Source organism: Nostoc sp. DSM 114167 (assembly GCF_052692655.1).
This window is the reverse complement of sequence record NZ_CP195116.1, coordinates 943680-970000: the sequence shown is the minus strand read 5'-3', so window position 1 is coordinate 970000 and position 26321 is coordinate 943680. Positions and strand designations below refer to the sequence as shown.

Here is a 26321-nt window from a genome sequence, read left to right as displayed (position 1 = left end):
CATAAGCTTTGCCACTGATTGCAGAAATCATCCACATCCCAGAAGATTTGCGTGATATCAAGGCGAGATACAATGGTGGACATAGCCGAGACCCTTATTTTTCTTAGATATTTTTAGTCTCGGCATTTTTTTGTGATTTTTTGGCTAATCCTCAATTAATCTTAGCGATCGCTGCCGTGAATAACCTTGTTTTGCAAATCTATACATCGCAAGCTTTTTACCTTTTTATAACCGTCGAACTCACGTTAATTTAACGCAAGTTCGATGGATGAAAAACAGCAAAAAGCTTGCTAGATATAAAACATGAGAAATTGAGCAGGTGCATTCGTGAGAGGTCAAGGTCAAATATCATTTGTCAATAGAGAATAGTACTTAAAATATTGCTAAAAATCGGGTCGGAAAGATAATTTTTGAGCAGTTGATCGCCTCATCTTAATACCTGGGTTTAGACTAGTTCGACGATAAAGCCGGTGCAAAAGTAAATTTCCAAAAAAAAATAAGCATACGAATTTAAGATGTTTCTAGGAACTAAAACCAAGGCTTTTAGGCTTTATAGAATGAGCCTTCTGAGTTTCGCACCGAGAACTAGACTAAACTCTAGCGATACACATGATTCATTCTTGCCCACTAAGTCCAGTACGATAGTTAATTTAGTTACTTCGTTTCGTCTCCATTTCCAGCATAATTTCTAATTGACAAATAGTAAGTTTAGTTTGGATTCTCACCGATGAGGCAAGTGTAGTAATGTTGCTTTCTGGTTTGAAAGCTTATAAATACAAAATTATGGAGTCTATCTATTAACAATTGCTACAACTATAAATTAGGTTAGCGATCGCCCGAAGTAATTTAGCTGGCTCCACTGGTTTGGTGATATGCTGCCCAAATCCGGCGGCAATTGCCTGTTGATAATCAACCTCACCAGCATAAGCTGTAAGGGCGATCGCAGGAATTTGTCCTCCAAGTTCTGGTGACATAGCTCTAATTTGACGAATTAGCATATAGCCGTCTACTTCTGGCATTCCAATGTCGCTTAACAGCAAATTTGGCTGGAACTGAGGCATAATTTGTAGTGCTTCCATCGCAGATGCCGCCTGGATTACTACCGCGCCAGATTGCTCCAAAATGAAAGCAATTAACTCTCGTGTATCCCGCTCATCATCCACAAGCAGAACTTTCAACCCCTTAAAACCGGGCAAATCATCAGCTTGAGAAGCAATCTGATGGCTATTTAGATCGACCTCGATTAACGGTAGCATGACTGTAAAGATCGATCCCTGTTCTTCACCCAAACTTTCTGCCTTAACTGTGCCGCCGTGTAGCTCGACAATGTGACGAACAATAGCTAATCCTAAGCCCAGTCCGCCAAATTTTCTAGTGGTTGCACCATCAGCTTGTCGAAAGTAGTCAAAGACGAATGGTAAAAAATCAGGGCTAATTCCCTTACCTGTATCGCTGACTCGCAATTTAACCTGAGAACCAACAGACTCTAAACTGATTTCTATCTCTCCACCTTGGGGTGTAAACTTAATAGCATTGGAAACTAGATTCCAGATAACTTGCTGCAAGCGACTGGAATCACCTCTGACTAAAAATTTAGAATTTGAAGTTTGGCATTTTAAATTGTTAAGTTGCTGATTAAAATCGATAGAGTCTAAATTTATTTGAGAATTGTCTAATTCAGAACCGTTCGATGGTTCGTGTGCCTTGTCGTTCGCGTAGCGTCCCACAGGGAAAGACTGAGTATCCGCGTTGAAGTCTAAAATCGTAAATCGTAAATCGATCGATTTGGCTTCAGCAGCTAGACGTACAGTTTCTATTGCTGCGGCGATCGCAGTTTCTAAATTTACAGAAGCAATATTCAAACTCAGCTTACCTTGGAGAATGCGAGAGACATCCAGTAAATCTTCGATTAATTGGGTTTGCAGCTTGGCATTGCGCTCAATGGTTTCGAGAGCGCGAGTAGTGGTTGCTTCATCATACTTTTTCGTTTGTAGTAATTTCGACCATCCCAAAATCGGGTTTAGCGGCGTGCGAAGTTCGTGGGAAAGCACCGCCAAAAACTCATCTTTGATTCGATTAGCTTGGATTAATTCTTCTTTGCGTCGCTGTAACGAAGCCATTAACTGAGCGCGTTCCAGAGCAACCGCCACCTGATCGGAGGTTGCTTGTAATAGAGTTATTTCTCCAGAAGTGAAATTGGTACGGGTGCGACTGGCAAAGCAGAGGACACCAAGCAGCTTTCCTTGAGCAATTAACGGTTGACCTGCATAGGCTGTAATTCCTAAAGCATTCAGGATGTTGGCATGAGGATGGGTAGAGCGCGGCACATTATTGACGACGATTTGACGGCGTTCTTGCACCACTAGTCCGCATATCCCTTGATTAAATTCCATATATTCAATTGCTTGAAATACTTCATCAGTAATGCCGTTCCAAGCTACTAACCGGAGTTTCTGCTTATTTTCGTGTGTCTCGATTAAATAGTGAAAGTAACAATGCAAATCCATTTGCGCCGAGAGTTTGCTAAACAAGCTGTTCATTAGATCCAAGGGGCGCTCGGTTGAAAGCAAATCACTGGTCGTTTCCGAAAGCAGTTTCAGTCTTTCACTGCGCTCTTGTAAGGCTTGTTCTGCAAGCTGACGTTCGCGAAGGGCGCGTTCGCGTTCGGTAATGTCAATTGCAACCCCTCCTACCAGGCGTTGGTTAGAGGCATCGGGAATGGGAAACTTATAAACAAAAAATTCGCCAAAGGTGCCATCTGTGCGTGGGACAGACTCAATTGTTTGAACAACCTGATTCCTTTCGGCAACTATTCTAATGTTATCGAGGAGGGATTGAGCAATTTGGACTGGGTATAAATCAAAAATGTTTTTATTAATCGCCTTATTTGTTGGCACATTGAATGTGCTGAAATAAGTTGGACTGAGGTAAACTACGCGTCCGTCTGCATTTGTAATCCATGCGGCGGCGGGAATATTGTCCATAAAAGCTTGAAATTGCTCTTGGCTCTGACTCAGTGCTTTTTTAACTTGTTTGAGATCGCTAATATCTAGAATGAATGCGACTGATTTATGCCGAGATTCTCCTAAAAGGGAGTAGCCAACTACAACTGGGACGCTGGAACCATCTTTGCGAATAAATTCCTTTTCATAAGGAGTACAGGTTCCCTTCGCTATTGCTTCGGCAATAGCTAGTTCGTCTAAATATTGATACTCAGATGGCGTGATATCAGCCCAGCTTAGTCTACCTGCTTGGATATCCTCTTGGGTATAGCCGACAATTCGCAAAAACTCGTCGTTGGCTTCAGTGATGCTACCATTCACATCACCAAAGAGAATGCCAACTATATTCGCTTTCACAAAACTCCTGAGCCGTTCCTCACTTGCTTGGATTGCTGCTTCTGCCTGTTTGCGTTTGCTGATATCTGTAGCGCTACCAACTAAACGTACTGGCTTTCCATCAGCATCCCGTTGCACCACTATCCCTCGATCTGATACATAGATATACTGATTGTTTTTGTTGCGAATTCGGTATTCGGCAGCATAGCGATCGCTATTTACCAATGCAAGTATCGCCTCTTGTACGCTTGGCAAATCTTCTGGATGGATAAGCTCACACCACCAATTACCAGTTGCTTGAGCTTCTGCGAGGGAATAGCCCAAAATTCGGGTTAACCCCTCGGTTCTTTCTACGCTATCTTGTTCTATATTCCAGTCATAAATCAGACAGTTGACCGCAGATGCTGCTAACTCAAACCGTTCGTTAGCTAACTTCAGACGCTCCTCTTTTTCGCGCAAAGTTCGTTCTACTTGTTTGCGTTTAGTGATGTCGCAAAAGAAAATGTCAAGACCATCTTCACTGGGATAGGCGTGAATTTCCACCCACAAGTCATACTTGGGTGGTAAGTAGTAGTGATACTCGAAATGGACGGGAATTTGCTCTGCCATCGCCCGTCGGTATTGACGCTCTAAATTCGTGCCCAATAATATAGGCCATTCCTCCCAGTGCGACTTACCAATGACCTCTGTCCGGGGTTTACCGTTAATTCGCTCTGCTTCGGCATTTTGGTAGATGATGCGCCAGTCCCGGTCTAGAGTAATAAATGCATCACTCATGTTTTCTAGAGTGCGTGTGTTCCGCTGATTGGCTTGCTGCAATGCTGCTTCTGCTTGTTTGCGTTCGCGTAGCGCAGCTTGCTGTTCCCTCAAATCAATAACAAAGGCAATGACCGTTTCTTGATTATCTCCCAGCATTACAGAACCGAGCAGAACCGGAATGCGATCGCCATCTTTACGAATGTATTCTTTCTCAAAAGGCTTACATATTCCTGTAGTTTTCACTTCTTCCACTAAACGTTCGCTCAAAAGAAGATACTCCGGTGGGGTAATCTCGCGCCAGTTTATTTGGTTAGCCGAGAAATCTTCTCGCGTATAGCCGATCATCTTCAGAAAAGCATCATTGGCTTCGATGATGAAGCCGTTGTTGATATCTGTTACGATTACCCCAATGATGTTGGATTTTGCCAGTCGGCTAAACCGCATTTCGCTATTTTGCAACAACTTGAGGCTTGTCTCTGCTTTGCGTCTAGCAGTTCGCAACTCTGAAGAAAGCGCAGTAATTAAGAAGGATACTAGTGAGAATGTGGTTAATCGTACCAGAACTTTGAAGCTGAGGAAATCGAAGGAGTAGACTGGATCGATCGAGAAATAGAGCGCAGTTGTCACAGATAAAGCGATCGCTAGTACTCCCAGTTTCATACCACCATACCAGGCGCTGACTGCCACAGCAGCATAAAATAATGTCAACACGCTCGGATCGAAAACTGGCAGTAATACTTTTGTCAACAGCAGTGCCGTTATGACTGCCAAAATCATCACACTAAATGCTATGAAGCGATAACGCATTATCCAAATTTTTTCAGGTACTTTCACCGCCATCCTAAAAGTCCTCCCGTTGCTCCGATTTTGGGAGATACTCATTCACTAATCTTTTATCTGCTTTGTCTATCCTTTCTAACATTTCTTCAATCAGCTTTAGTGCCATCTGTGAAGGCACTGTAGATCCGTTCTCCCAACGATTGATTGTTCGTAAGGAAACTCCTAACTTGGCTGCAAACTTTTCTTGAGAAAGATGGAGTTGCTGCCGAAGTTCGCGGATCAAATCTGAAATTTTGATTGGTTTTCTTAGTTCCATAGTAGGAAGAGTAGGACAGATGTCTCGCCATTCGTCTCCAGCTTGAGGATGAGTTTTAATAATCATCAGTCGTTATCAATCTCATCTTTTGGCGGAACATCAATATTCAGTTATTAGTATTCGTGGCTTACTGTTGGCTGTAGAAGGTATATCTAAAATAAACATTAAATTTTGCTTGATATAAGATTCGCAATAGTATTATTTAAGGCGGTTTAATTAAATTCCGATCCGCGATCGCGCACAGCTAAAAAAATGGTGGCGCGTGATATTTTCATGAATTGTATTGAGATTAATTTTTCATATTTTTTATATAACAAGTATCTATATACAAGCTCATTTTGGATTTGATAAAAGCTTTTATCTCGCTAGTTTAGCAACTACGGCAGATTGCCAAATGGTGAGTTACAGATAATCGTATGGGCACAATATGTTATGCCTTTATCCGTGTACTTCTCTGGTAAGATGGCAGTTACAAAACTAAGAAGCTATAATGCACTTCTAATAAAATTATTTTGCCTAATCCTAATTTTTAACTGTTTTGATTAATCAACGCTCGGAAAACTTATTAAACAGTCAACAGGAAAATGTACCAGGTGAAGGCTATATATTTAACTGGTTTGATTGGTTTTGTCTTTGGTATCCTCCAGGGTGGCTAATTTTATTCAATCGCCATTGGCAGCACTACCACCCAGATCCAGATGGTTGGAATTGGCTAGAATATGGATTATTTTTAATTCCTGGTGGATTTTATCTAGCGTTGCTGAGTCGTTGGTTGCGTCTGGGTTTTCGTTCACCTCGAAAAGAAGTTGGTGAATTCGATCCTAAATATCAACAAGCTTTTGGCAAAGAAATTCTGGCCCCTATCGTTAAATACTATTTTCGGGGAGAGTTACAACAAGTTGAAAACTTGCCGCCAACAGGGCCATTGATTGTGGCAATGAATCATGCCGGGATGTGTTTTCCTTGGGACTTTTTAACCTTGGCTTATTTATTAAGTGAAGCCAAAGGATGGGTAGTCCAACCGATAGCAAATCCAGTATTATTCGAGCATCCTTGGGTGATTTGGTGGCTACCACCTCAATGGTCGCAGGTTTTAGGTGGAGTGCGAGCCGAATTAGATGATTTTGAGTCTGCTATTGCCCAAGGTAAAATTCTTTTATATGCACCCGAAGGTACTCGCGGGCCTGGTAAAGGTTGGAGAAGACGCTATCAACTAGAAAAGTTTCATGTGAGTTTTATTCAGTTGAGCGATCGCTATCATATTCCCATTCTGCCAGTCGTTTGCATCGGCAGTGAATCTCTGCATCCTTGGGCTGTTAATTTCACCAAGTTACAACGATTAGTCAAACTACCATTCTTACCTTTGTCGCCTTTGATGTTTGCCTTACTTCTGTTTCCCTCAATGGGAGTTTGGGCAATGAGAACTCGTTTGCGTTACTTTATTCAACCTTTGCAACCAGTAGAATTGGACAACTACTCAAAGAAAGGGCGTGCAGTAGCTTATCAACAGGCGCAACAATTACAAGAAAAACTGCAACTCCAAATTAATCATTTTTTGGGTAAATATTAAGCTCGACTATATCCATATTTTCCGGTTTCCCCCCTTTACAAGGGGGGATTAAGGGGGGTGAAAATGTGATTAAAATCACAGCCAAACACTTTTAAAACAACCTCTAATACTACAAGCTAAATTTTGTTAATTACAACAAGTTTACGATGTGGTTAAATTAAATGAAAGCTGCTGTAAGTTTGTAGTGCATTTATGCAACCTGGGACGCTGATGGCTGTTGTGAGTGCGATCGCCACTATACTATTGACAAGCCAATAATAGAGAAAATCGTTGAAAACATTGGTAATGCTGTCTGGAGGTGTTGTTAAGAATAAAGTTATTGTTCCTACCACAGCTTGTCCGTTTGTTAGCAACACAACTTATTTTGTTACCAATGCTTATCCGTTAGTAACGACACTTATGCGTTCATTACCAATACAACCTATTTTGTTACCAATGCTTATCCGTTAGTAACGACACTTATCCGTTTGTTAGCAACACAACCTGTTTTGTTACCAATGCTTATCTATTTGTGGCAAATGCTAATGCCATCGTTTGCCGTCAACCCTTATGGAAAATTCCGAGATTTTTCTTGGATTTAGTAAAGAAGATATGGGTGCGAATAATCAGCTTCGTCTCTGAAAGGGAATTTCACAAATTATGATGCCTGTGGATTTATCCCTCGACTACAAACTTCGACAGGAATTAAAGCCGCAAAGACTGAGAAATATCAGTGATTCTCCTAAACAATTAACCAAATCTTTGAGAGTCGAAACAGACCGCTAAACCGACTCCACTGAGGAAGCGCCGAAACGATAGCCTTTGCCGTAGACTGTGTGAATCAGCGTAGTTTCTTTACCTACCTCAATCTTACGCCGCAGCAAGCGAATTAATGCCGCTATCACATTGCTACTGGGTTGTTCTGACTCTTGCCACAAATTTTGCATAATCTGGGCATGAGTCAGAAGTTGTCCAGTGTGTTCCATAAAATATTGCAACAACTGACTTTCTTTTTGCGATAGCTCAATTATTCGTCCTTGGCGATAGGCTACTTGATTTTCACAATCGAGTTCTAAATCAGCAACGGTTAAACGTCCGGTGGTGGTTTCATAAATTTGAGTACCAGAACGACGCAATAAAGCACGGACTCTTGCTAATAACTCTCGTAGTTCAAAAGGTTTAACCAAGTAATCGTCCGCACCAGCATCTAAACCTTGTACGCGGTCATCAAGAGTATCTTTAGCTGTAAGAAACAATACGGGAGTGGTTTTGCTTTGGCGGCGCAATTCCTGACAAATCTCTAACCCCGTTTTTCCTGGCAGCATCCAATCTAAAATAAGTAGGTCATAACTGCCAGTCTGTGCAAGTTCGCTGCCAGATGTCCCATCATAAACGGCATCTACGGCATAACCCTCACGAGTTAACAAGCGGCTCAAAGGTTGAGTTAGTTCAACTTCATCATCAACTAATAAAATTCTCATGCTGCTTGTGGTAAGCATATAGAGATATTCTCAATATTATTCAACTGCCAAGACGCTAAGGATACCAATCAAAAAAATGCTGACTGTTGCATTGCCAAAAGGGGAACTACTTAAAAATAGCATCCGCTTGCTACAAGCTGTCGGATTAGATTTTAGTGCTTTTTTAGATTCAGGAACTCGCCAACTTCAAATTCCTGACACTAAGGGAGTTGCAAAAGCTTTACTGGTGCGGGCGCAGGATGTACCTGTTTATGTGGAATACGGTCAAGCACAACTAGGGGTTGTTGGTTACGATGTGCTGCGAGAGAAGCAGCCGCAAGTTGCCCACTTGGTAGATTTGCAGTTTGGTCATTGTCGGATGTCAGTGGCGGTAAAAGAATCAAGTTCTTACCGATCGCCTTTAGATTTACCACCGCATGGTAGAGTTGCTTCAAAATATGTAAATTGCGCTCGTGAATATTTCCATAGCCTGGATTTACCTGTAGAAATAGTGCCATTGTATGGTTCAGTAGAGTTAGGGCCAATTACTGGTATGTCAGAAGCGATCGTAGATTTGGTTTCTACAGGGCGGACTTTGCGCGAAAATGGTTTGATTGAAATTGCTAGTCTGTATGAAAGCACGGCGCGATTGATTGCTCATCCTCTGAGTTACCGCTTGAATACGGGTAATCTGAGTGATGTGATTGGCAAGCTGCGGGAGGCCGTTTTGGTAAAGGTTTAATAAATTCATGTAATTCGTAATAACGCTTTTTTAGATGCTCGTTCCTAACTAACGCTGTACTATTTTTTGTACAGCGTCTCGTATTCAAGTGACTTGCAACATAAAAAATACTCAACTGTTATACCAATTCAATTAATGATTGCAACATATCCTTGGATAAAGACGCGATGAATCGCGTCTCTACAAATGGTCTATTTGTTGCATTCTTTTTTCAAATTGGTATAACTAACTTCTGCTGAAAAACTAGTTAATAAAAATTGTCGGTTGGGTTAAGCAAAGCGCAACCCAACACTTCCTTGACTTTGTTGGGTAACACTAAAGTTCTACCCAACCGACGATTTTCTTAACTGAACGGTATTGAGTGATATCTATAATTATTTTTGCAGACAAAGTAAGATGTTTTTGAGCTTTAAAATTTGATGCGATCGCAAAAAATAAAACTAGTATTGTTTTGAGCAAAGTTGTTAATAATAAAAAGCACTTTCCAATTATTCTTAACACGAAGTAGGTGAAAAGATGTTTCAAGCTACTCGCCGCCGTCTTGCAATTTGGTACACTGCGGTCACTGCTGTATTACTACTGCTGTTTGCCAGTGGCGTTTATTTATACGTTCGTACTACACTGATTGAGCGGATTGATGACACCCTTAACCATGTAGTGGAAATAGTGGAGCGTTGTCTCACAACCAGCGGTTGTGCATCTACACTAATATTTGAACCAATTAATACTGATGCAGATAAATTTCGCATTAACGTAGAAGCTAGTTTTGGTAATAATACCGACACTGGAGAAGATGACCACATTGATTTAGAATGGTTTAGTCCAACAGGTAAATTACTTTGGTCAACGCTATCTGAACCCCTAAATATTCCCATTCGTGTCAATCGCACTGGTGAAACTGTACGCGTAGTCAAAGCAGAAAGTGAAAATTCAAAATTCAAAATTTCTAACTCCCCACTCTTATTACGCCAAGTCACCCAACGCGTAGAAGTGAAACGACAAGTATTAGGATATCTGCGCGTTAGTCATCCCTGGTTTGAAGTTACTAAACCTAGTCGCCAGTTAATTTTTGATTTGGCATTAGGTATTGGGTTAATGGTGCTTTCTGTAGGCGCAAGTGGTTGGTTTCTTTCCGGTAAAGCGATGGAACCGGTGGGTGAATCTTATCAACGTCTTAAACAATTCACTGCTGATGCTTCCCACGAACTGAGAAGTCCGATCACTTTGATTCAAACTAACGTGCAAGTTGCGCTTGCTGACTTGGATTTAGCAGAAACAGAAACGACTACTTCTTTACAATATCGACAACAGTTAAAGGTGGTGGAACGGTTAACGCAGCGTTTAGGTAAGTTAGTCAATGACTTACTCTTTTTAGCAAGACAAGATAGCGGTATTAGCAAAGATACTTTTTCACCTTGTCCGTTGGACGCTTTGCTAATAGAGGTGGTTGAAGAACAACAATTGTTAATCCCTGAAAAAGAAATTGCCCTTTCTCTAGACTTAGTTGATTCTCCTATCTCTGAAACTAGCCCCGAATTACTGGAGAATTGGTTCACTCTTGTAGGTAATTGGGATCAATTGGTGCGGCTGTTCACAAATTTAATTGCTAACGCTTTGCATTACACTCCAGCAGGTGGACGAGTGAAAGTGGAATTGGCGCGGATAGAAGGAATAAATCGTGTTTCTGGACTACGTAACACCAATGCCCAGTTACAAGTTAAAGTAAGCGATACCGGAGTTGGAATTCCAGCCGAAGCACTACCACGTTTGTTTGACCGCTTTTATCGAGTAGACCCAGCACGTACTCATAGAACAGGCAATACAGCCACAGCTAGCGCTACAGGTTCAGGATTGGGATTAGCGATCGCTCAAGCTATTGTCGAACATCATCACGGTCATATTCAAGTTGAAAGTGCCCAAGGCATTGGTACTACCTTTACTATCACTTTGCCAATAACTCTTGAGTATTAATTTATTAATAAATTTTTATTTCTTGTGATAGATGTAAAATTTTATTCGATTCAATTTGACTTTAATTACGATCGAGAAAATAAATCCTCTCGTAGTACGCTGAATTTGACTGCGATCGAAATGTATTTAATGACAATGATTAACATTTCAAATCTTGAGAATGAAATATTTCAAAATTTTTGAGATGATTTTCGTATCTTTAGCTAGATGCGATAAATCAAGTGGTTGGTTGAATATTTAGATGTACTCAAAGACCGATTAAAACCTAATTTAATTTTCGGCTAGAGAAATTTTTTTAACAAACAAATCGAAGTTTTCTAGGAGTCAAGAATGAATATGAAGTCTCAAAATTTTCGCCAGTCTAGCAAGTTATTTGGCGCTCTTTGTGGGGGATTGCTAATTAGTCTGCCAGCAATTCCTCAAGTATTAGCACAAAATTCTCCTGTCAAGGTTAACCCAAGTCCCAGCATTTTTAGCGAACCACCCTACAACCGCTCTCAGGCTCCCGGTTCGCCAGAATCAGGTGTCACACCACCACGCCCAGTTCCTCCAACTGAGGGGCAAGTATCTCCCGTACCACCACGCCCAGTTCCTCCGGCTGAGGGGCAAGTGTCTCCTGTGCCACCACAACCAGGTGCTAGACCATCACGCCCAATTCCTGGCGATCGAACTCAACAGCCTTCACCACCTACCGTTTCCAATGACCAACAACCACAGGTAGAACCACGGCAAGCCCCCAATGCGACGATCGCACTCACTAACGGGATGGTGAATATCAAGTTAGTGAATAATACTGCGGCTAGGATAACTTTCCAAGTGATTGGCGATACCGCACCGCGATCGCTAGAAGGTAAGTCAGATGTAACGCTGCAAGCTTTAAAAGCACCAGTAACAGTAACATTTGAACGACAAGATGGCGGACAGTTAATAGTGACTCCGCAAGGTTCTTCAGAACCAGGAAGTTTGGAAGTCACATTTAAGGAAGCCACTAATGCAACACAGGGCAGAAGTGCGATGAGAATTGAACGAAACGGTTCAGTGTTCTTGAATTAGTCGGGCTAAGGCGTGAATTAACTTATACAAAATAGGGGCAATTCATGAATTGCCCCTACTTTCAATAATGCAAAAGATTTTCGGTGTCTTATTGCTACTTTCGCTGAAGCATTTGAGTTAATTGATCCCGCAATTGCACTTCTTGTCTGCTATCTTGCAATGTCCGCGCCAGTATAATTGCCCTTTCGTAAAAATTGCGGGCAGTTAGGTAATTACCTTGTTGCTTATATAACTGGGCATAAGATTCAAAAGATTTTAATTCTTCGCGTAAATTTTGCAATTCTTTAGCGAGTGCTAAACGCTCCTCTAGTAAGTCAAAAGCGCGTTCGTAACGTCCTACAGCAGTGTGAGCCGTAACTAAACCGTCAATTGCCCGTAATTGATTAGTGCGATCGCGATTGGTTTTAGCTGTCCGCATTGCTTCACCATAAGTAGCAATGGTATCTTGATAATTTCCAGATGCTAAATAAGCATCTCCTAAGTTATTCAAGGTATTTGCTTCACCGATGGCATCGCCAGTCTGACGGCGGAAAATTAAAGCATTTTCATACAGTTTAATCGCCTTGTTATAATCTCCCAACCTGGCACTTACCAAACCCAAATTACTCAAAGACAATCCTTCACCTTCAATATTTTTCACCCCGTGAGCAATTGCGAGTGCATCTTCAATTGTTTCACCAGCAGCAGCAGATTCGCCTTTTTGCAGCAGAAATGTACCGATATTATTCAGCACAAAAATCTGAGATTGAAAGTCTTTAATATCACGAGCGATCGCTAATCCTCTTCTGAAAGCATCTTCTGCCTCTTTTGAACTACCAAGCTGCACATAAGCCTTAGCAAGCAAATTGTATGTCAAACCTTGTGCTTTTAGGTCGCCAATGGAATGATATAGTTCTAATGCTCGCAAACAAGACGCAATTGTTTTGTCGGCATGTCCTGAAGCGTATTCTTGTTGACCAATACGCAGCAAACCGTCTGCTTCATCTCTTGATTGTCGCCCAACGGAATTATTTAAAGGGCGATGGAGTTGTTCGGAAATATCAACCGCACCCGCGACAGGACTCAGCAAAAAAGCAAACAGTAAAAAGCTGTGTAAAAGTACCTGGGGACAAGAAATCGCACCTACACAAATTAAGCCTACCTTTTGGCAGGGAAATACAAGCCGTTGTTTCATAAAAATTACCCGTAAAGTTGCGGGTTTAAGTAGAAGGTCTAAGAAAAAGTTTTAAGTTTTAAAATTGAAGACAAGTAATATACGCATTTCTACTTAAGTTCTGATTGAGCCAAATCTTCTCCAAAGTATATAGCGCGGATATCTGTGGGCAATTTATCCTCTAGCATACGATAGCCTTCCTGGAGAAAATTGGCTACTTCGTTAGAAGCGATCGCTTCTCCTTCAGCTTGTAGATAAGCAGCGATTCTAGTTTCACTCCAGTGGAAAGTTTGAGCCATTAACACAATTAATCGTAAAACTGGCGGTAGTTGGTCTAATGCCTGTTGTACGTAGCACCATAGCGGCGGTGAAGTCGTTTGCAGAGAATAATGAATTGCTTCTGTGGGTGGTAGTTTAATCTCATTTATACAGAAAGCTGTCATATTAATTAACCAATTCTGCATAGTCAAGGCTTCCTCACCTGATTCAGAGTCAGTTAACTTGAGTCCACCGAGTTCGTAATAAATATGTCGCCACGTAAGGGCAAACAGATAATCTGCCTGCACAGGCGATCGCGCCGAATGCCGAATTAAGGTGTAGACTATGGGGCTATAACGGCAAAAAATCACCGTAAAGTACTTTCCGGCATCTGGATAGCGCTGAAACAGAGTCAGTAGTTCATGGTCGCTGTGATGGAACAGCGACTTCACCAGTGGGTGATTAGCTTCGGGAAAATGAGGAATTTGCACAAGTCTTGGAGTTGATAATTGTTAAAATAGTTTTGGGAATTGCACTCCCCTAGTTAATCGCATAATATCTTGGTGTTGCTCAGTTTGTAGACAAGACTCAGACTAGTTGAGTATTGATAAACTAAAAACAAGGACTTAATTTTAGTCTTAATCGACAATCATAAAATCAACTCTCTTAAAGAATCCTTATTTGTTCATGGTTATAGTAGTTAGTGCGATCTCGTTCCTGCTCAGTCCCCTTACTTTAGGCTCCTTTCTGCCTTCCCTGCCCTTAGATAGCCTATTCTCCACCCAAGGCATTATGGTAATGCTGCTAGCAGCTTACGCTGGTGCTATGTGGATGTTTCTCACCAGTGCCCCAAAAGTACACACTGTAATGGTGTCAGATTTGGAGATTGCCCGACAGTTGTATGAAGGACTGCTAGATTTGCCAGCAGCTGAGGTGCCATTGCACTACTACTACAACTACGAACAAACTATAGGCGCAACTGGCATCGATCCGTTATATATGTCTACTGGGCCGAGCTTGTCTAGCAAAATGATGAATAATGCCAACGATGGGCTGTGGTATCAATTGAAGAAAAACACCCAGTTACACGTGATTACTGGTGCAAGTTTAGGTAGCAAAAATCAGCAGCGCCACGTTTGTTTTGACCACGACTGCTTGGAAATGATTTTAATGCGAGTCGAAATGCGCGGTTTGAAATTGAAAATTCGTAACCACAAACCCCTGAACTTTTTAGTCAAAGACTATGAAGGGCGAGTTATCGAAGTGGCTGAAGTAGCGAATTAGTTCTGAGATTTTAGATTATTTGAGGTTGGGTTTGGCAGAGCTTGCTACCGTAGGCATCGCTAAACCCAATATTTATTTTTAGATTTTGGATTTTAGATACTTCGACTTACCTCGACTTCGCTCGGCACAAGTAGCTCAGTACAAGTTTTGGATTTTGGTGCAAGCGTTACCGCAGGGGTAGGTAAGTAAATAGGTGTAAATAAAGTGGAAAAAATGTACACATCTCACCTATATGAAACAGATTTCTATGATTGGACGCAAAAGCAGGTTAGCTTGCTCAAAACTCAACAGTGGGAACAATTAGATACAGTTAACCTGATTGAAGAAATTGAAACTTTGGGCAGAAGAGAACGGCAAGAATTGCGAAATCGGCTAGGAATATTGCTAGGACATTTGCTGAAATGGCAATTTCAACCTGAAAAACGTAGTAATAGCTGGTTGGGTACAATTCGAGAGCAACGTGTTCAAATTAAGCTGCTTCTGCAAGATAGCCCTAGCTTAAAACCCTATCTCGATGAAGTTTTCTTCAGTGTTTATGAACTAGGTTTGGCTTTAGCGATTCGAGAAACTGAGTTGGGTGAAAATGTTTTTCTAGAAATCTGTCCCTACGCTTTAGACCAAACTTTGAATCCTAAATTCTTACCAAATTTTAATCAGGTTGATGAACAAGGCGAGTAATTGCCCCAATACTATTATTTTGTTACCGTAAACCGTGACAAATAAAAGCAGCCCAGTAATGAGGATCTGAAAAGGGAAATTGCTGAGTAGAATTTTCTATTTATTGAATTCGTCTATTCAATTTGGCATACATATTATATTCATCCTTCCATTGTTCATATTCGATAGAACCTGAAGGATATTTTTTTCTATTTCCTATCAGTTGTTTTTCCTTTGCTTCTATTTCCTGGAATATTTTATTTAGGTCTACTTTTTTCAATTCTCGTAGCTTAATTTGGGCTTGCTGTAATGCTTCAGGACGGTTTTTTCCTTCTTGTCGCTGCTGGTAGTAAAAAATGCTAAATAATGCTGTAGCTAAATCATTGACTGACCATAGAGTACTAACTACACTTCTAGCACCAGCACACAAAAAGCCTGTGGAGAGAGTAAGAATATCATCAGTTAGAGATGGAGTACCCAAATTAGTTTCACAGCAAGAGAGAAACACTTCTACAAGTTGAGGTAAACGCCAGCTTGGTGTCATTAATTGCCCCAACGTGATGCTGCTGTCGTGCGCTAATTTTAACTGTGATTCTAAAGGATTATCGAGACGAGATTGGGCATGGTGACATGAATGGAGTACTTGAACTTGTTGTGCTAAGTGTCGATAGTTTTCATAAGTGGCTTGACTGCTGCCAATTAATCTATTTTCTGGTGGAATATTGTACATTAGGGCAAGTTTTTCGCCTTCAAATCTGGCACAGGGAAGGTTATCTTCAGCATCTTCCACAGATCCATATTGTAGAGATATTTCATTAAATTTCCCTACATTGTCGCGTTGTTGACAAAATTCTAAAATTTGGCAACTTGGGGTATAACGAATAAGAAATTTATCTCCTAAATATTCCTGATATTCTCCTGTAGGCAAAGCAGCGAAGGGAATCTGATGTAGTAACAGATGAGGTACTAAGATTAACTCTTCTATTCTTTGAAGATGTTGGTAAATGAGTTCAGATATTTGCAGGCGTTCAGCTAATTCGCGGAGAATACTATTAATTTGAGTTTCCCATTTTTGGGAATCATTCATATAAGGCAATAACCAATTCTGGTTAATCCAGCCTTGTAACGTATATAACCCTTGTCCTGTGCAGGTGTGGGAAGTAATTTGGTTTTGCTGGACGATAAAAATATGGGTGTCACTGTTGGTAGTGTAGAAACTGAGGATAGCTGTATGGGGTTGGTCAATTAGCTTTTGAATTTCTGACAAGCTGAGAGGGTTAACTTGAATTTCGCCAGCTAATACGGGATCTTCGCGTCTGAGATTTTCCCAAACTTGTTGTTTTTGGGTTTCTAAAGATGCGATCGCTTCATTGTAAGCTTTCCAAACAGCGCGTGTATCGCTACGATTATTTTCAGATTTATGGCTTTGGCGTTCTTTGTCAATTATTTGTTGTAGTTCTTCATACTGTTGCAATAACTCCTCAACTGCTGGGGGAATTTCGCCACTTTGGTAGAGATTGTTACTTGCCATTAAGTCTACCAGGCGTTTGGAGCGCGATCGCTCTGAATATTCAAAAGCTTTTTCTATTTGTCCAGCTTTGATGCAAGCTTGCACCATATTTTGATAAACATCAATGGATTCTTTTAGAATTTCTTGGCGACGGGATTCAGAAGTTACCCAATTACGGCTAGTTTCTACTGCGTCAATAGCTGCTTCATAGCCTTGGATAGCTTTATCCCAATTATCATTGGAGAAAGCTGTGTTACCCAAGTTACGTCCTGTTATAAAACAATCAAGCGGAAATATGTTGTGTTGATAGACGGTTAAGGCTAACTGGAAAGATTCAATTGCTTTTGTAAAATCTCCATGCAAGTTATAAATATGACCAATATTAATATGAGTTAATGCCCAGTCTTCTGGGAAAGCTTCTTGAGTACGAATTTGTAAAGCAAATTGAAAAGCAGTGAGAGCCAGTTTTAAGTCATTTGTGTGATCTTCTTTAAAATGCTCACCATAGCAAATTCCTAAATTCATTTGTGTCATAGCCCAGGCTATAGGATGAAATTCTTTGGTACAAATTTGTAAGCTTTTTTGTAGATGAATAATAGCTAAATCCAAATTTTCTGATCTAGTACCCCAAATTCTATCCAAATAAGCAATACCTAAGTTGTTTTGAGTTATTGCCCATTCGTTAGGAAAGGCTTCTTTAGTAAAAATTTGGCAAGCTTCTTCAAAAGAAAATATAGCCAATTCTATATCTTGCTCTTTGTCTTTTTGAATACGTTCTAAGTAAGCAAGCCCTAAATTGTTTTTTAAATCAGCCCATCCTTGAGGATAATCTGTCTGGCTAAAAACTTCCAATGCTGCTTGATAACAGGCAATCGCTAACTCTATATTTTCTGCTTTGTCTCCTTTAATACGATAGCGATAGCTATTTCCTAAAATATTCTGGGCTTCAGCCCACTCCTGTGGAAAAGCTTCTTTAGTAAAAACTTGTAAAGCAGATTTGCAGGTGGCTATAGCTAATTCTAGATTCTCTACTTTGTTTCCTCGGATTCGGTCACGGTAAGCAACTGCTAGATTGTTTTGAATAGTAGCCCTTTTTTGAACAAATGCTTTTTGGGTAATGATTTCTAAAGCTGCTTGCAAAACAGTTATAGCCATTTCCAGATTCTCAGCTTTATCTCCTTGGATACGCTTGATATAGGCACCAGCTAAACTATTTTGGGTCATAGCCCATTCTGTAGGGAAGTCTTGTTTGTTAAAGACTTGCAAAGCTTCTTGCAAAGCAGTAATAGCAATTTCTATATTTTCGGCTTTATATCCTCGGATACGCTGTATATAGGCAGCGGCTAAACTATTTCGAGTCATAGCCCATTCTTGAGGAAAAGCTTCTGAAGTAAAGACAGTTTGAGCTACCTCATAGCCAGCAATGGCAATTTCTATATTTGATGCTTTACTTCCTAAAGGAAACTCAGCGAGCAGGTTACTGAAATTAAAAATGTCAGTTGCTAATATTTCTGCTGAGATTAGGTTTTCTTCTATTAACATATCTATAGCCCAAGCCTTCAACCAGCAAGAAAATTTATCATCAATTTTGTCTAGATTAGCTTGCAGAAATGGGTAAACCACTTGTGAATCAGCATGACTACTACTGACTGCTTGTAACAGCATTAGAATAAGTTCTACATAAGTTTCTGCTGATGATGGCTTACCTATAGTAGCCAAAATTGTAACAGCAACATTACGGATAAAAATGGCATTTTCTTCGTCTCCCTGATCCGCTAATATTGCAGCTATCTGCTTCATAGTGTCAACCAAATCATCATCTATCAGGTTTTTATGAACCTCTAAAATTCCCGGTTCTTGTCCCTTAGAAGATTGGAGAAGTTCATGTATTAGCTTTAAATAAGCATTAAGGCGTTTTTCTTCTATCACCAATAAATTCCTGCTTATGAGTTTAGTTTATGAATTTATTTATACCGCTCAAAAATTTTTTTAACTTCTCTAGCAATTCTTCAGCTAAATCCAACAACTCAATTTCATCAACTTCATCACTACTTCCACGATTACTTTCTCCACACGCCACATTAGCAGCCAAAACATTTTTGACAGCAAAAATCTTATCTTCTTCAGATAGACTCAAACATTTTTCCAACTCTACAGCAATTTCTTGGATTGTCCTTGAACCTAAACGCGCTCTTACTTTCACCGCCACCAAATCGTCACTTTCAAGTAGTTTTATCAAAGCTGTTCTCAGTCCATCATCCTCGCCAGAAAACTTCTCAACGGCGACACGCACATATTCCCGGACGCTCATGTTTGCCGCCAATGCTTTTTGGAAAACTACATCTGGTACATCTACCAGTAACACACCTTCGTTATCACTAGCTTGATATAAGTCATCCCCTTGTTTGACGGCTACCAGCAAATCTGCACCCAAAGTATGTAAATAGTGCAACACTGATTCCAACTCATGTTCCTTTAAGGCTGACTCCAACTTGGACACAGCCGCTTGCTTCACTCCCAGTTTTTGGGCTAGCTCTGCCTGAGTCAATCCTGCTTTATTACGTATTTCCCGCATAGCATCGGTAAGATATAAGCGCAGATACTCTAACTTTCCCACCAAAATCACTTCTGGATCGTCGCTTACCTTCTGCTGCAACCAAGCTTGAAAATTAGGTTTTTTCATCAATTTTCCCTCTGCTGCAATTCACGTAATCTTACTCTTGCAGGCTCTTTGTCTCTATCTTTAATAGCATTGTCGTATTTCTTTATAAAGGCGTGCAGCACTAAAAACCGCTGAGGAGTTGCAGCCGTTAAAATAAACCTTGGATTATGTTCGCTCTTGGTCATACGTAACTCATACAGGTCATCTTCGAGTTTTTCAAAAATGCCACTGGTGAGTGATGCGAGTCCTTTGTTACACAGGTAGCCAAGGTTAACTTGCAAACGCCTGGTTTCGGAAAGACTCAGTAATGGCTTTGGTGGATTTTCTGGTTGCTCCTCTTCAGGAATCATCCTAATGAAAAAAGCAAGCAAATCTTTGGGGATTTCCCCATTGACATCTTGATAAAGTTCCCAAGTCCAATTCACTTGCTACCTCACAGTATAATATTCCTTACAAAGAATGTCAATTGTATTATTCTTTTAAAGGAATATCATATAGATTACGAGAGTGCAATTAAGATAATAAAACATTGAGTAATAAAAATGGTGCGTTAGACAAAGCCTATATAGCGCTTCTGAGTTGAGTTCACCCCCAACCCTTCCCTACTAGCGTTGAGGAGTAAGATTCAAAGCCTAAAAGGAGAGAGGTCAAACTGTATTGCATACAAACAAAAAACGCTATAAAGTTCCATTTGCACCCAGGCTAAAATAGGTAAATCCTTTAACAGATATGATTTATGAACCAGCCGATATCTGAAAGAGTGCGCTGGACTACCGCCGATTTAGAGTTGTTTCCAAATAACGGGAATCGCTATGAAATCATTGACGGAGAATTGTTTGTGACTAAAGCGCCCCACTGGAAGCATCAAAAAACTTGTGTCAGAATTAGCACTTCCTTGGATAACTGGTCACAAACTACTAGTCTGGGAGAAGTTGTGACTGCCCCAGGAATAATTTTTGGCGACAATGATAATGTTATTCCCGATGTTGTCTGGGCTAGCAACGAGAGATTGCCTTTACTTTTAGACGAGGCGGGGCATTTGACTGGTGCGCCAGAACTGGTTGTAGAAGTACTATCTGCTGGTAGTGAAAATGAAAAGCGGGACAGAGAACTAAAACTTAAGCTTTACTCATCACGAGGTGTCAGAGAAAATTGGATTGTAGATTGGCGCAAGCAACAGGTGGAGGTGTATCGACGCGAACAAGCGAGTTTAAAATTAGTTGCTACCTTATTCAATGGTGACGAATTGAATTCACCCATATTGCCTAATTTTACTTGTGCGATCGCACAACTATTTACTTAACACCATATATTTTGAATATGTTAATTAATGCGGGAATTGAGATATGGATGCCGAGGAATTGCTCAGGCGTTATGCTGCTGGAGATAGAGATTTTACTGGAGTTGATTTGATTAACGCTAACTTAAGTAGAACCGACTTGCGTAGTATTAATCTGAGTAGAGCTTACTTGGATGGTGCAAACCTAATGGATGCCAACCTCTGTGGGGCTTGTTTGGCAGGTACTCACTTCGAGTGTACTGAAATGATTAATACTGATCTCAGACAGGCTAATCTCAGTGGTAGTCATCTGAGTGCGGATCTGAGTGGGGCTAATCTCAGTAGTGCTGACCTAAATAGGGCTGACCTGTATAGCGCCTCTCTGGAGAACGCTCTGTTGATTGATACTGATCTCTCTTATACTAAGCTGGAGGCTGCTATTTTTGAGGGGGCTAACCTTAGCTATGCTAACTTGACAGGTAGTACTGATGCTGATGTCAATAATGCTATCCTTTTCCACACCATCATGCCCGATGGAAGCATTGTGAACAATAGACCATAAGTATAAATAAGAAATTAGTGCGATCGCTGCCGTCGTTAGCTAAAGAACGAAACCCAAAATTGATGAAGAATATCCAATTAACAAATGAGGAAGTAAAGCTTAACTGTGCTGTAAAAATTCAACTTTGGGCAACAACGGGTCAGTCACAATACCCACACCGCTAAAACCCCAGCGTTTGAGCAAGTTTCCCAACTGTGTACGCGCAATAGATTCCACTGCAAAGCGATTTGCCACTTCTGCTGCGTGGGTGTTGAGATAGCTAAGGGCGTCAAAGTTTTCTTGAAAAAGCAATAAATAACCCGATGTTTCAGCATCAGGACGAGCTATAAGATAATTCCCGTCAGTTTTTGAGCGCACTAGGTAATAGACATCGGACAGCATGGAGATGAAGTTTGTTGGGGAGAAAAAAGTCCTTCAAATAAAAAACATAGAGGAATATCGCACAACTTTAATTTTCGAGTATCCCTCATTGCTTTAATATCAACAATGTAAAATAAATATTTATCCAAATTTGCCGCTGACGTAATCTCTGGTATCTTCCTGCTGAGGATTGTTGAAAATTACTTCTGTTGCATCATACTCTACCATATAGCCATTACGGGTTCCTGTTTCGGAAGTGCGAACATTAAAAAATGCTGTCTTATCAGAAACACGCGCTGCTTGCTGCATGTTATGGGTGACAATGACAATAGTATATTGCTCTTTAAGTTCGTGAATCAGTTCTTCAACACGCAAGGTAGAAATGGGGTCAAGAGCGGAGCAAGGTTCATCCATCAGGATAATTTCAGGTTGTACTGCGATCGCCCGCGCAATACATAACCGTTGTTGTTGTCCACCAGATAAAGACGAGCCACTTTGCTGTAGTTTATCTTTGACTTCATCCCACAAAGCTGCTTTTCTGAGACTGCTTTCTACCAATTCATCAAAATTACCTTTATAGCCGTTGATTTTGGCTCCAAAAGTAATATTGTCATAAATTGATTTGGGAAATGGGTTTGGTCTTTGAAATACCATCCCAATTCTCCGACGCACTTCTACAGGATCGATGTCGGATGCATACAAATTTTTATCATAAAAAAGTATTTTACCTTCTGCCCGAAATGACTCAATCAGGTCATTGAGACGGTTATAGCAGCGCAACAACGTACTTTTACCACAACCAGAAGGGCCGATAAAAGCAGTCACCTGATTTTTCGGTATATCTAGCCAAATATTCTGTAAGGCTAAAAACTTGCCGTAGTAAACGTTGAGATTTTCAGTGCGTAAAACGGTATCAGTGTCATTCACTGTCCTAGTATTGGTAGCCATAAATTAAAGAAGAGTGTTTGTTTAAGCGATGGGGATTTGCACTGTGATTGGTTGTTTACTAAACTTTTTTGCGAGTTGCCCAGCGAGCAATGATACTTGTGATTAGAACCATCAATACCAAAATCAAAGATGCTGCCCAAGCTAGAGATTGCCAATTTTTAAACGGGGAAATGGCATATTTATAAACCAAGACAGCCAGAGAAGCTGTCGGTTGAAATAAGCTATCTGGCCAAAAGTTAGAAAATAAAGCAGTAAATAGCAAAGGTGCGGTTTCTCCAGATGCTCTGGCGATCGCTAGCGTTGCCCCAGTTACAATAGCTGGTAAAGCTGCTGGTAAGACTACTTGACTTACAGTTTGAAAGTTAGTCGCTCCCAACCCTACAGAAGCTTGTCGCAAATCTTGCGATACTAACTGTAACGCTTCATCAGTAGTTCGCAGAATAATTGGCAACATCAAAATTGCCAGTGCAAACCCTCCAGCTAGAGCTGAATACGATCCTAAGTTCAACTTTACCATTGTCAAAACTACAATCCCATAGGCAAATACCCCAGCAATAATGGAGGGGACTCCGCTAAGGACGTTAGCCGCAAAACGCACCCATCTAGCTACTTTCGCCGAACTAAATTCTGTGATGTAAATTGCCCCTAAAACTCCAAAGGGGATACTTATCAAGGCAGCAATTCCTACCATCAGTAGCGTGCCTAAAATTGCATTACCAAAGCCTCCTCCTTTTTGGAGAGCTTTAGGTGGCAATTCAACAAACACGGCCAGATTCAGACTGCTAAAGCCTTTAATAATCACGTAAGAAAGCACTGCTAGCAAAGGTAAAAGTGCCAATACTCCGCAAGTAAAAGCGATTACGGTCATTACTGTATTAAACAGTGTCCTTTGAGACGTGGGAGAGCGAGTTAAACTGCGCTCTGGAAAATTAGAAGTCATAATTTAACTCAAAACTAAGCTATATTCGCTTGACTCTCAGAACGATCAACTCTGCCAGAATATTGACTACCAGTGTTAAAAAAAATAAAATTAAAGCCGCGTACATTAAAGCCGCAACTTGCAAACCACTCGCTTCTGAGAATTGATTTGCCAGTAGAGAAGAAATTGTATTGGCTGGTGCTAAAAGAGAAAGACTGATGTTGTTGGAGTTTCCTATTAACATCGTTACAGCCATTGTTTCTCCCATTGCCCGGCCAAGTCCCAGCATCACAGCACTAACTATGCCCGAAAAAGCTGCTGGAATGAGAACTTGCAAAATTGTTTCCCAGCGGGTTGCTCCCAGCCCTATAGAGGCTTGGCGCAAACTTGGAGGTACAGAAATCAAGGCATCGCGGGATAAGGCTGTGATGATGGGCAAAATCATAATTGCTAAGATGACTCCCGCCGGTAACATTCCTGGACCTGTAGGAGAAGTGCTAAAAAATGGCAGCCAGCCAAAGTAACCATTGAGCCATTTTCCCAAGTTGGTTAAGATTGGCACTAAAACGAAAATACCCCACACCCCGTAGACAACACTGGGAATAGCTGCGAGCAGTTCTACTGCGAAAACCAGTACCAGTCTCACTTTAGCGGGCAAAAAATCCTCGCTCAGTACAACAGCAGTACCAATTCCAATTGGTACTGCAATCAGCAGACCAATAAAAGAACTCAAGAGAGTTCCATAAATTTGGGGTAGCACTCCATAGCTATCATTAACCGGATTCCAAGTGGTATTGGCTAAAAAGCTGACACCAAACTGTTGAATGGCAGGCCAAGCACTAATTGCAACCTGCCACCCAATCCATAATAAAGTACCAGCAACCCCAAAAGCGAAAATTTTAGTCAGCCAGATAAAACCCAAATCTAGGGATTTTTCGGCGTCAGAGCGATTTTTCATCGCTGATGACAGATTTTGAGAATTTGTAGTCATGAATACCGACTTTCAGAATTAAATCAGAGAAAAATATGGAGGCAACCAGATTAGTAAAATTGTCGCCTCATCATCTATTTAAGCTGACTTATACAATAGTAACTCTGTGTACAAAGTTACTACTGGATAGGGGTGTTTTATTACTTACTTGCTAGCGCTATTACCACTGGCAACAGAAATTTTATATTCTGGGCTGATTTGGTCAGCAGCAGCAGCTACCTTTGTAATCACATTTGAGGGTAGAGGAACATATCCTAATGCACTAGCCTGCTTCTGTCCATCAGTTAAAGCGTATTCGATTGCAGCTTCAATCGCCTTGGCTTTTGCCGCATTGGGGTATTTCTTGTAAGCCAAAATCCAGGTGTAAGTAACGATGGGATAGGAATCAGCCCCTTCGGGATCGGAAATGAAGGAGCGAAGATTTGCGGGTAAAGGTACTGATTCAAGAGTTTTAGAAGCTGACTCCTCACTAGCTACAACAAACTTACCGCCTTTATTTTCCAAAGCAGCGAACTTGAGACTATTTTGTTTGGCATAGCCATACTCAACATAACCAATGGAACCTTGAGTTTGTTGGATTTGGGCAGTAACACCCTCGTTACCTTTAGCACCTACTCCCTTAGGCCAGTTGACGGTTTTGCCTTCACCAACTTTACTCTTCCACTCAGGGCTAATAGCGCTGAGGTGTTTTGTAAACACACCCGTAGTTCCGCTACCATCGGAACGATAAACGACTGTGATTGCCTCTTTCGGAAGCTTTGCACCTGGGTTAGCCTTGGCAATTTGGGCATCATCCCAGGATGTGATTTTGCCTAGTAGAATATCAGCGTAAACAGCTCGTGGCAGTTTAAGTTCTGGAACATCAGGCAAGTTATAAGCCAGCACGATGCTACCAGCAGTTACAGGCAGTAAAATAACACCCCTATCTGCTGGTACTTTCTGAATTTCTTCATCCTTCATCGCAACATCACTGGCACCAAAGTCTACAGTACCTTTGATAAATTGTTCAACTCCAGAACCGCTACCAACTGATGCATAGTCAACTTGCAGATTGGGATATTTTTTGTTTAAATCTGTGAACCAGGTATCGTACAGTGGTGCCGGAAAAGACGCACCAGCCCCGCTTAACTTTACGGTTCCGCCAAGGTCTAATTTAGCTGGGCTAGAAGCAGTAGTATCTGTAGCAGTGCCAGAAGGCGTATCTTTGGTGGCTGTACCATCTGGTGTTTGCTGTCCGCCACAAGCTGCTAGGCTGATTGTCAGTGCTAACACTGAAATTGAACCTGTGAGGCGATGAGTTTTTATTGCACTAAGACGTGAGAGCATCGCTATCAATTTTTTAGTAACTTTTCAGGTGAGCGTTTCTAAGATACTCCTAAAGGACAGCAATAAAGATTAACAATAGGTTAATAGAACAAAAAATGCTTGTTTTTTTTTGATGAAGAACAAACCCTTATTTTTAGTTCTGCTTGATAATTTTTATACTTTTACTGAAGTCGTTAGTTACATATGGCACTGGTTTAAGTAGCTCATACGCATTTACAAAAATTGATTATTAGAGTAAATTCTTTGGCTCAGTTGTGAAAAAATTCTAGTATGGAATAGCGCTTTTGCTTTGTATCCAATACACTTCTACCTCTCCTAAAAGGATAAAGGCTGTGAATCTTATTTCACTTCCTTGGGAAGTGGCTGTTCTTGTTAGGTCTGTATTAGACTCAACTGATAAGCACTATAAATATTAAGCACTTTGTAGCTCAATTTAGGCAATTA

General features: G+C 40.9%; 23 protein-coding genes (1 of these 23 only partly in view). 8 read left to right on the top strand and 15 right to left on the bottom strand.

Annotated features, from left to right (window positions below):
* The 3 genes from NSTC731_RS03985 to NSTC731_RS03975 form a co-directional block, all read right to left on the bottom strand.
* Positions 1–83, bottom strand: partial view of an IS982 family transposase gene (locus NSTC731_RS03985; RefSeq protein WP_445628360.1) — the beginning only. 829 nt of this gene lie to the left of the window's left edge; only the first 83 of its 912 coding nucleotides appear in the window; the start codon lies at positions 81–83; the stop codon falls past the left edge of the window.
* 714 nt (positions 84–797) lie between these two features.
* The gene (locus NSTC731_RS03980) at positions 798–4937 is read right to left on the bottom strand and encodes a PAS domain S-box protein (RefSeq protein ID WP_445629722.1); all 4140 of its coding nucleotides are present in this window, start codon (positions 4935–4937) and stop codon (positions 798–800) included.
* A 1-nt stretch (position 4938) separates the two neighbouring features.
* On the bottom strand, positions 4939–5259 hold the full coding sequence (locus NSTC731_RS03975) for a helix-turn-helix domain-containing protein (RefSeq protein WP_445629721.1): 321 nt from the start codon (positions 5257–5259) through the stop codon (positions 4939–4941).
* 472 nt (positions 5260–5731) lie between these two features.
* Between NSTC731_RS03975 and NSTC731_RS03970 the strand changes: the two genes are divergently transcribed.
* Positions 5732–6763, top strand: a complete 1032-nt coding sequence (locus NSTC731_RS03970) for a 1-acyl-sn-glycerol-3-phosphate acyltransferase (RefSeq protein ID WP_445629720.1) — start codon at positions 5732–5734, stop codon at positions 6761–6763.
* A 152-nt stretch (positions 6764–6915) separates the two neighbouring features.
* Here the strand turns inward: NSTC731_RS03970 and NSTC731_RS03965 are convergent, their stop codons facing one another.
* Positions 6916–7119, bottom strand: coding sequence for a hypothetical protein (locus NSTC731_RS03965; RefSeq protein ID WP_445629719.1), 204 nt, complete (start codon positions 7117–7119; stop codon positions 6916–6918).
* A 405-nt stretch (positions 7120–7524) separates the two neighbouring features.
* Positions 7525–8223, bottom strand: coding sequence for a two-component system response regulator RppA (gene rppA / locus NSTC731_RS03960; protein WP_445632011.1), 699 nt, complete (start codon positions 8221–8223; stop codon positions 7525–7527).
* 76 nt (positions 8224–8299) lie between these two features.
* Between rppA and hisG the strand changes: the two genes are divergently transcribed.
* The 3 genes from hisG to NSTC731_RS03945 all read left to right on the top strand — a co-directional run bounded on the left by hisG (position 8300) and on the right by NSTC731_RS03945 (position 11968).
* Positions 8300–8944, top strand: a complete 645-nt coding sequence (gene hisG / locus NSTC731_RS03955; RefSeq protein WP_445629718.1) for an ATP phosphoribosyltransferase — start codon at positions 8300–8302, stop codon at positions 8942–8944.
* A gap of 516 nt (positions 8945–9460) precedes the next feature.
* The gene (locus tag NSTC731_RS03950; protein ID WP_445629717.1) at positions 9461–10915 is read left to right on the top strand and encodes a sensor histidine kinase; all 1455 of its coding nucleotides are present in this window, start codon (positions 9461–9463) and stop codon (positions 10913–10915) included.
* Positions 10916–11251: 336 nt separating this feature from the next.
* Positions 11252–11968, top strand: coding sequence for a hypothetical protein (locus NSTC731_RS03945; RefSeq protein ID WP_445629716.1), 717 nt, complete (start codon positions 11252–11254; stop codon positions 11966–11968).
* A 94-nt stretch (positions 11969–12062) separates the two neighbouring features.
* Here the strand turns inward: NSTC731_RS03945 and NSTC731_RS03940 are convergent, their stop codons facing one another.
* Both NSTC731_RS03940 and NSTC731_RS03935 read right to left on the bottom strand, forming a co-directional pair.
* On the bottom strand, positions 12063–13142 hold the full coding sequence (locus tag NSTC731_RS03940; protein WP_445629715.1) for a tetratricopeptide repeat protein: 1080 nt from the start codon (positions 13140–13142) through the stop codon (positions 12063–12065).
* Positions 13143–13231: 89 nt separating this feature from the next.
* Complete coding sequence (locus tag NSTC731_RS03935) at positions 13232–13870, bottom strand: sigma-70 family RNA polymerase sigma factor (protein WP_445629714.1); 639 nt, start codon at positions 13868–13870, stop codon at positions 13232–13234.
* A 196-nt stretch (positions 13871–14066) separates the two neighbouring features.
* Between NSTC731_RS03935 and NSTC731_RS03930 the strand changes: the two genes are divergently transcribed.
* Together NSTC731_RS03930 and NSTC731_RS03925 are read left to right on the top strand one after the other, a co-directional pair.
* Positions 14067–14663: a glyoxalase-like domain protein gene (locus tag NSTC731_RS03930; RefSeq protein ID WP_445629713.1), complete on the top strand. Its 597-nt coding sequence runs from the start codon at positions 14067–14069 to the stop codon at positions 14661–14663.
* Positions 14664–14876: 213 nt separating this feature from the next.
* Complete coding sequence (locus tag NSTC731_RS03925; RefSeq protein ID WP_445629712.1) at positions 14877–15341, top strand: DUF29 domain-containing protein; 465 nt, start codon at positions 14877–14879, stop codon at positions 15339–15341.
* 100 nt (positions 15342–15441) lie between these two features.
* Here NSTC731_RS03925 and NSTC731_RS03920 read toward each other — a convergent pair whose 3' ends face one another.
* Genes NSTC731_RS03920 through NSTC731_RS03910 form a run of 3 tightly spaced genes read right to left on the bottom strand, consistent with a single transcriptional unit; the run spans position 15442 to position 19917 of the window.
* Positions 15442–18759 carry a CHAT domain-containing protein gene (locus NSTC731_RS03920; RefSeq protein ID WP_445629711.1) on the bottom strand — a complete coding sequence of 1106 codons (3318 nt, stop codon included), beginning with the start codon at positions 18757–18759 and terminating at the stop codon, positions 15442–15444.
* A 22-nt stretch (positions 18760–18781) separates the two neighbouring features.
* Positions 18782–19513, bottom strand: coding sequence for a helix-turn-helix domain-containing protein (locus tag NSTC731_RS03915; RefSeq protein WP_445629710.1), 732 nt, complete (start codon positions 19511–19513; stop codon positions 18782–18784).
* Positions 19513–19917, bottom strand: a complete 405-nt coding sequence (locus NSTC731_RS03910; protein ID WP_445629709.1) for a type II toxin-antitoxin system RelE/ParE family toxin — start codon at positions 19915–19917, stop codon at positions 19513–19515. The genes NSTC731_RS03915 and NSTC731_RS03910 overlap by 1 nt, the downstream gene beginning before the upstream one ends.
* Positions 19918–20228: 311 nt before the next feature.
* On the opposite strand from NSTC731_RS03910, the gene NSTC731_RS03905 reads away from it, so the two are divergent.
* Together NSTC731_RS03905 and NSTC731_RS03900 are read left to right on the top strand one after the other, a co-directional pair.
* Positions 20229–20795 carry a Uma2 family endonuclease gene (locus NSTC731_RS03905; protein ID WP_445629708.1) on the top strand — a complete coding sequence of 189 codons (567 nt, stop codon included), beginning with the start codon at positions 20229–20231 and terminating at the stop codon, positions 20793–20795.
* Between the two features lie 43 nt (positions 20796–20838).
* Positions 20839–21333 carry a pentapeptide repeat-containing protein gene (locus tag NSTC731_RS03900; RefSeq protein ID WP_445629707.1) on the top strand — a complete coding sequence of 165 codons (495 nt, stop codon included), beginning with the start codon at positions 20839–20841 and terminating at the stop codon, positions 21331–21333.
* Positions 21334–21432: 99 nt separating this feature from the next.
* Here the strand turns inward: NSTC731_RS03900 and NSTC731_RS03895 are convergent, their stop codons facing one another.
* The 5 genes from NSTC731_RS03895 to pstS all read right to left on the bottom strand — a co-directional run bounded on the left by NSTC731_RS03895 (position 21433) and on the right by pstS (position 25877).
* Positions 21433–21714 (bottom strand): hypothetical protein, encoded by a 282-nt coding sequence (locus tag NSTC731_RS03895; RefSeq protein WP_094351110.1) that lies wholly within the window; start codon positions 21712–21714, stop codon positions 21433–21435.
* 120 nt (positions 21715–21834) lie between these two features.
* Complete coding sequence (gene pstB / locus NSTC731_RS03890; RefSeq protein WP_445629706.1) at positions 21835–22641, bottom strand: phosphate ABC transporter ATP-binding protein PstB; 807 nt, start codon at positions 22639–22641, stop codon at positions 21835–21837.
* A gap of 58 nt (positions 22642–22699) precedes the next feature.
* Entirely contained in the window at positions 22700–23581 is an 882-nt protein-coding gene (gene pstA / locus NSTC731_RS03885) for a phosphate ABC transporter permease PstA (protein ID WP_445629705.1), read from the bottom strand.
* Positions 23582–23600: 19 nt separating this feature from the next.
* Positions 23601–24551 carry a phosphate ABC transporter permease subunit PstC gene (gene pstC, locus NSTC731_RS03880; protein WP_445629704.1) on the bottom strand — a complete coding sequence of 317 codons (951 nt, stop codon included), beginning with the start codon at positions 24549–24551 and terminating at the stop codon, positions 23601–23603.
* Positions 24552–24695: 144 nt separating this feature from the next.
* Positions 24696–25877 (bottom strand): phosphate ABC transporter substrate-binding protein PstS, encoded by a 1182-nt coding sequence (gene pstS, locus NSTC731_RS03875; protein WP_322694170.1) that lies wholly within the window; start codon positions 25875–25877, stop codon positions 24696–24698.
* Between the last annotated feature and the right edge of the window lie 444 nt (positions 25878–26321).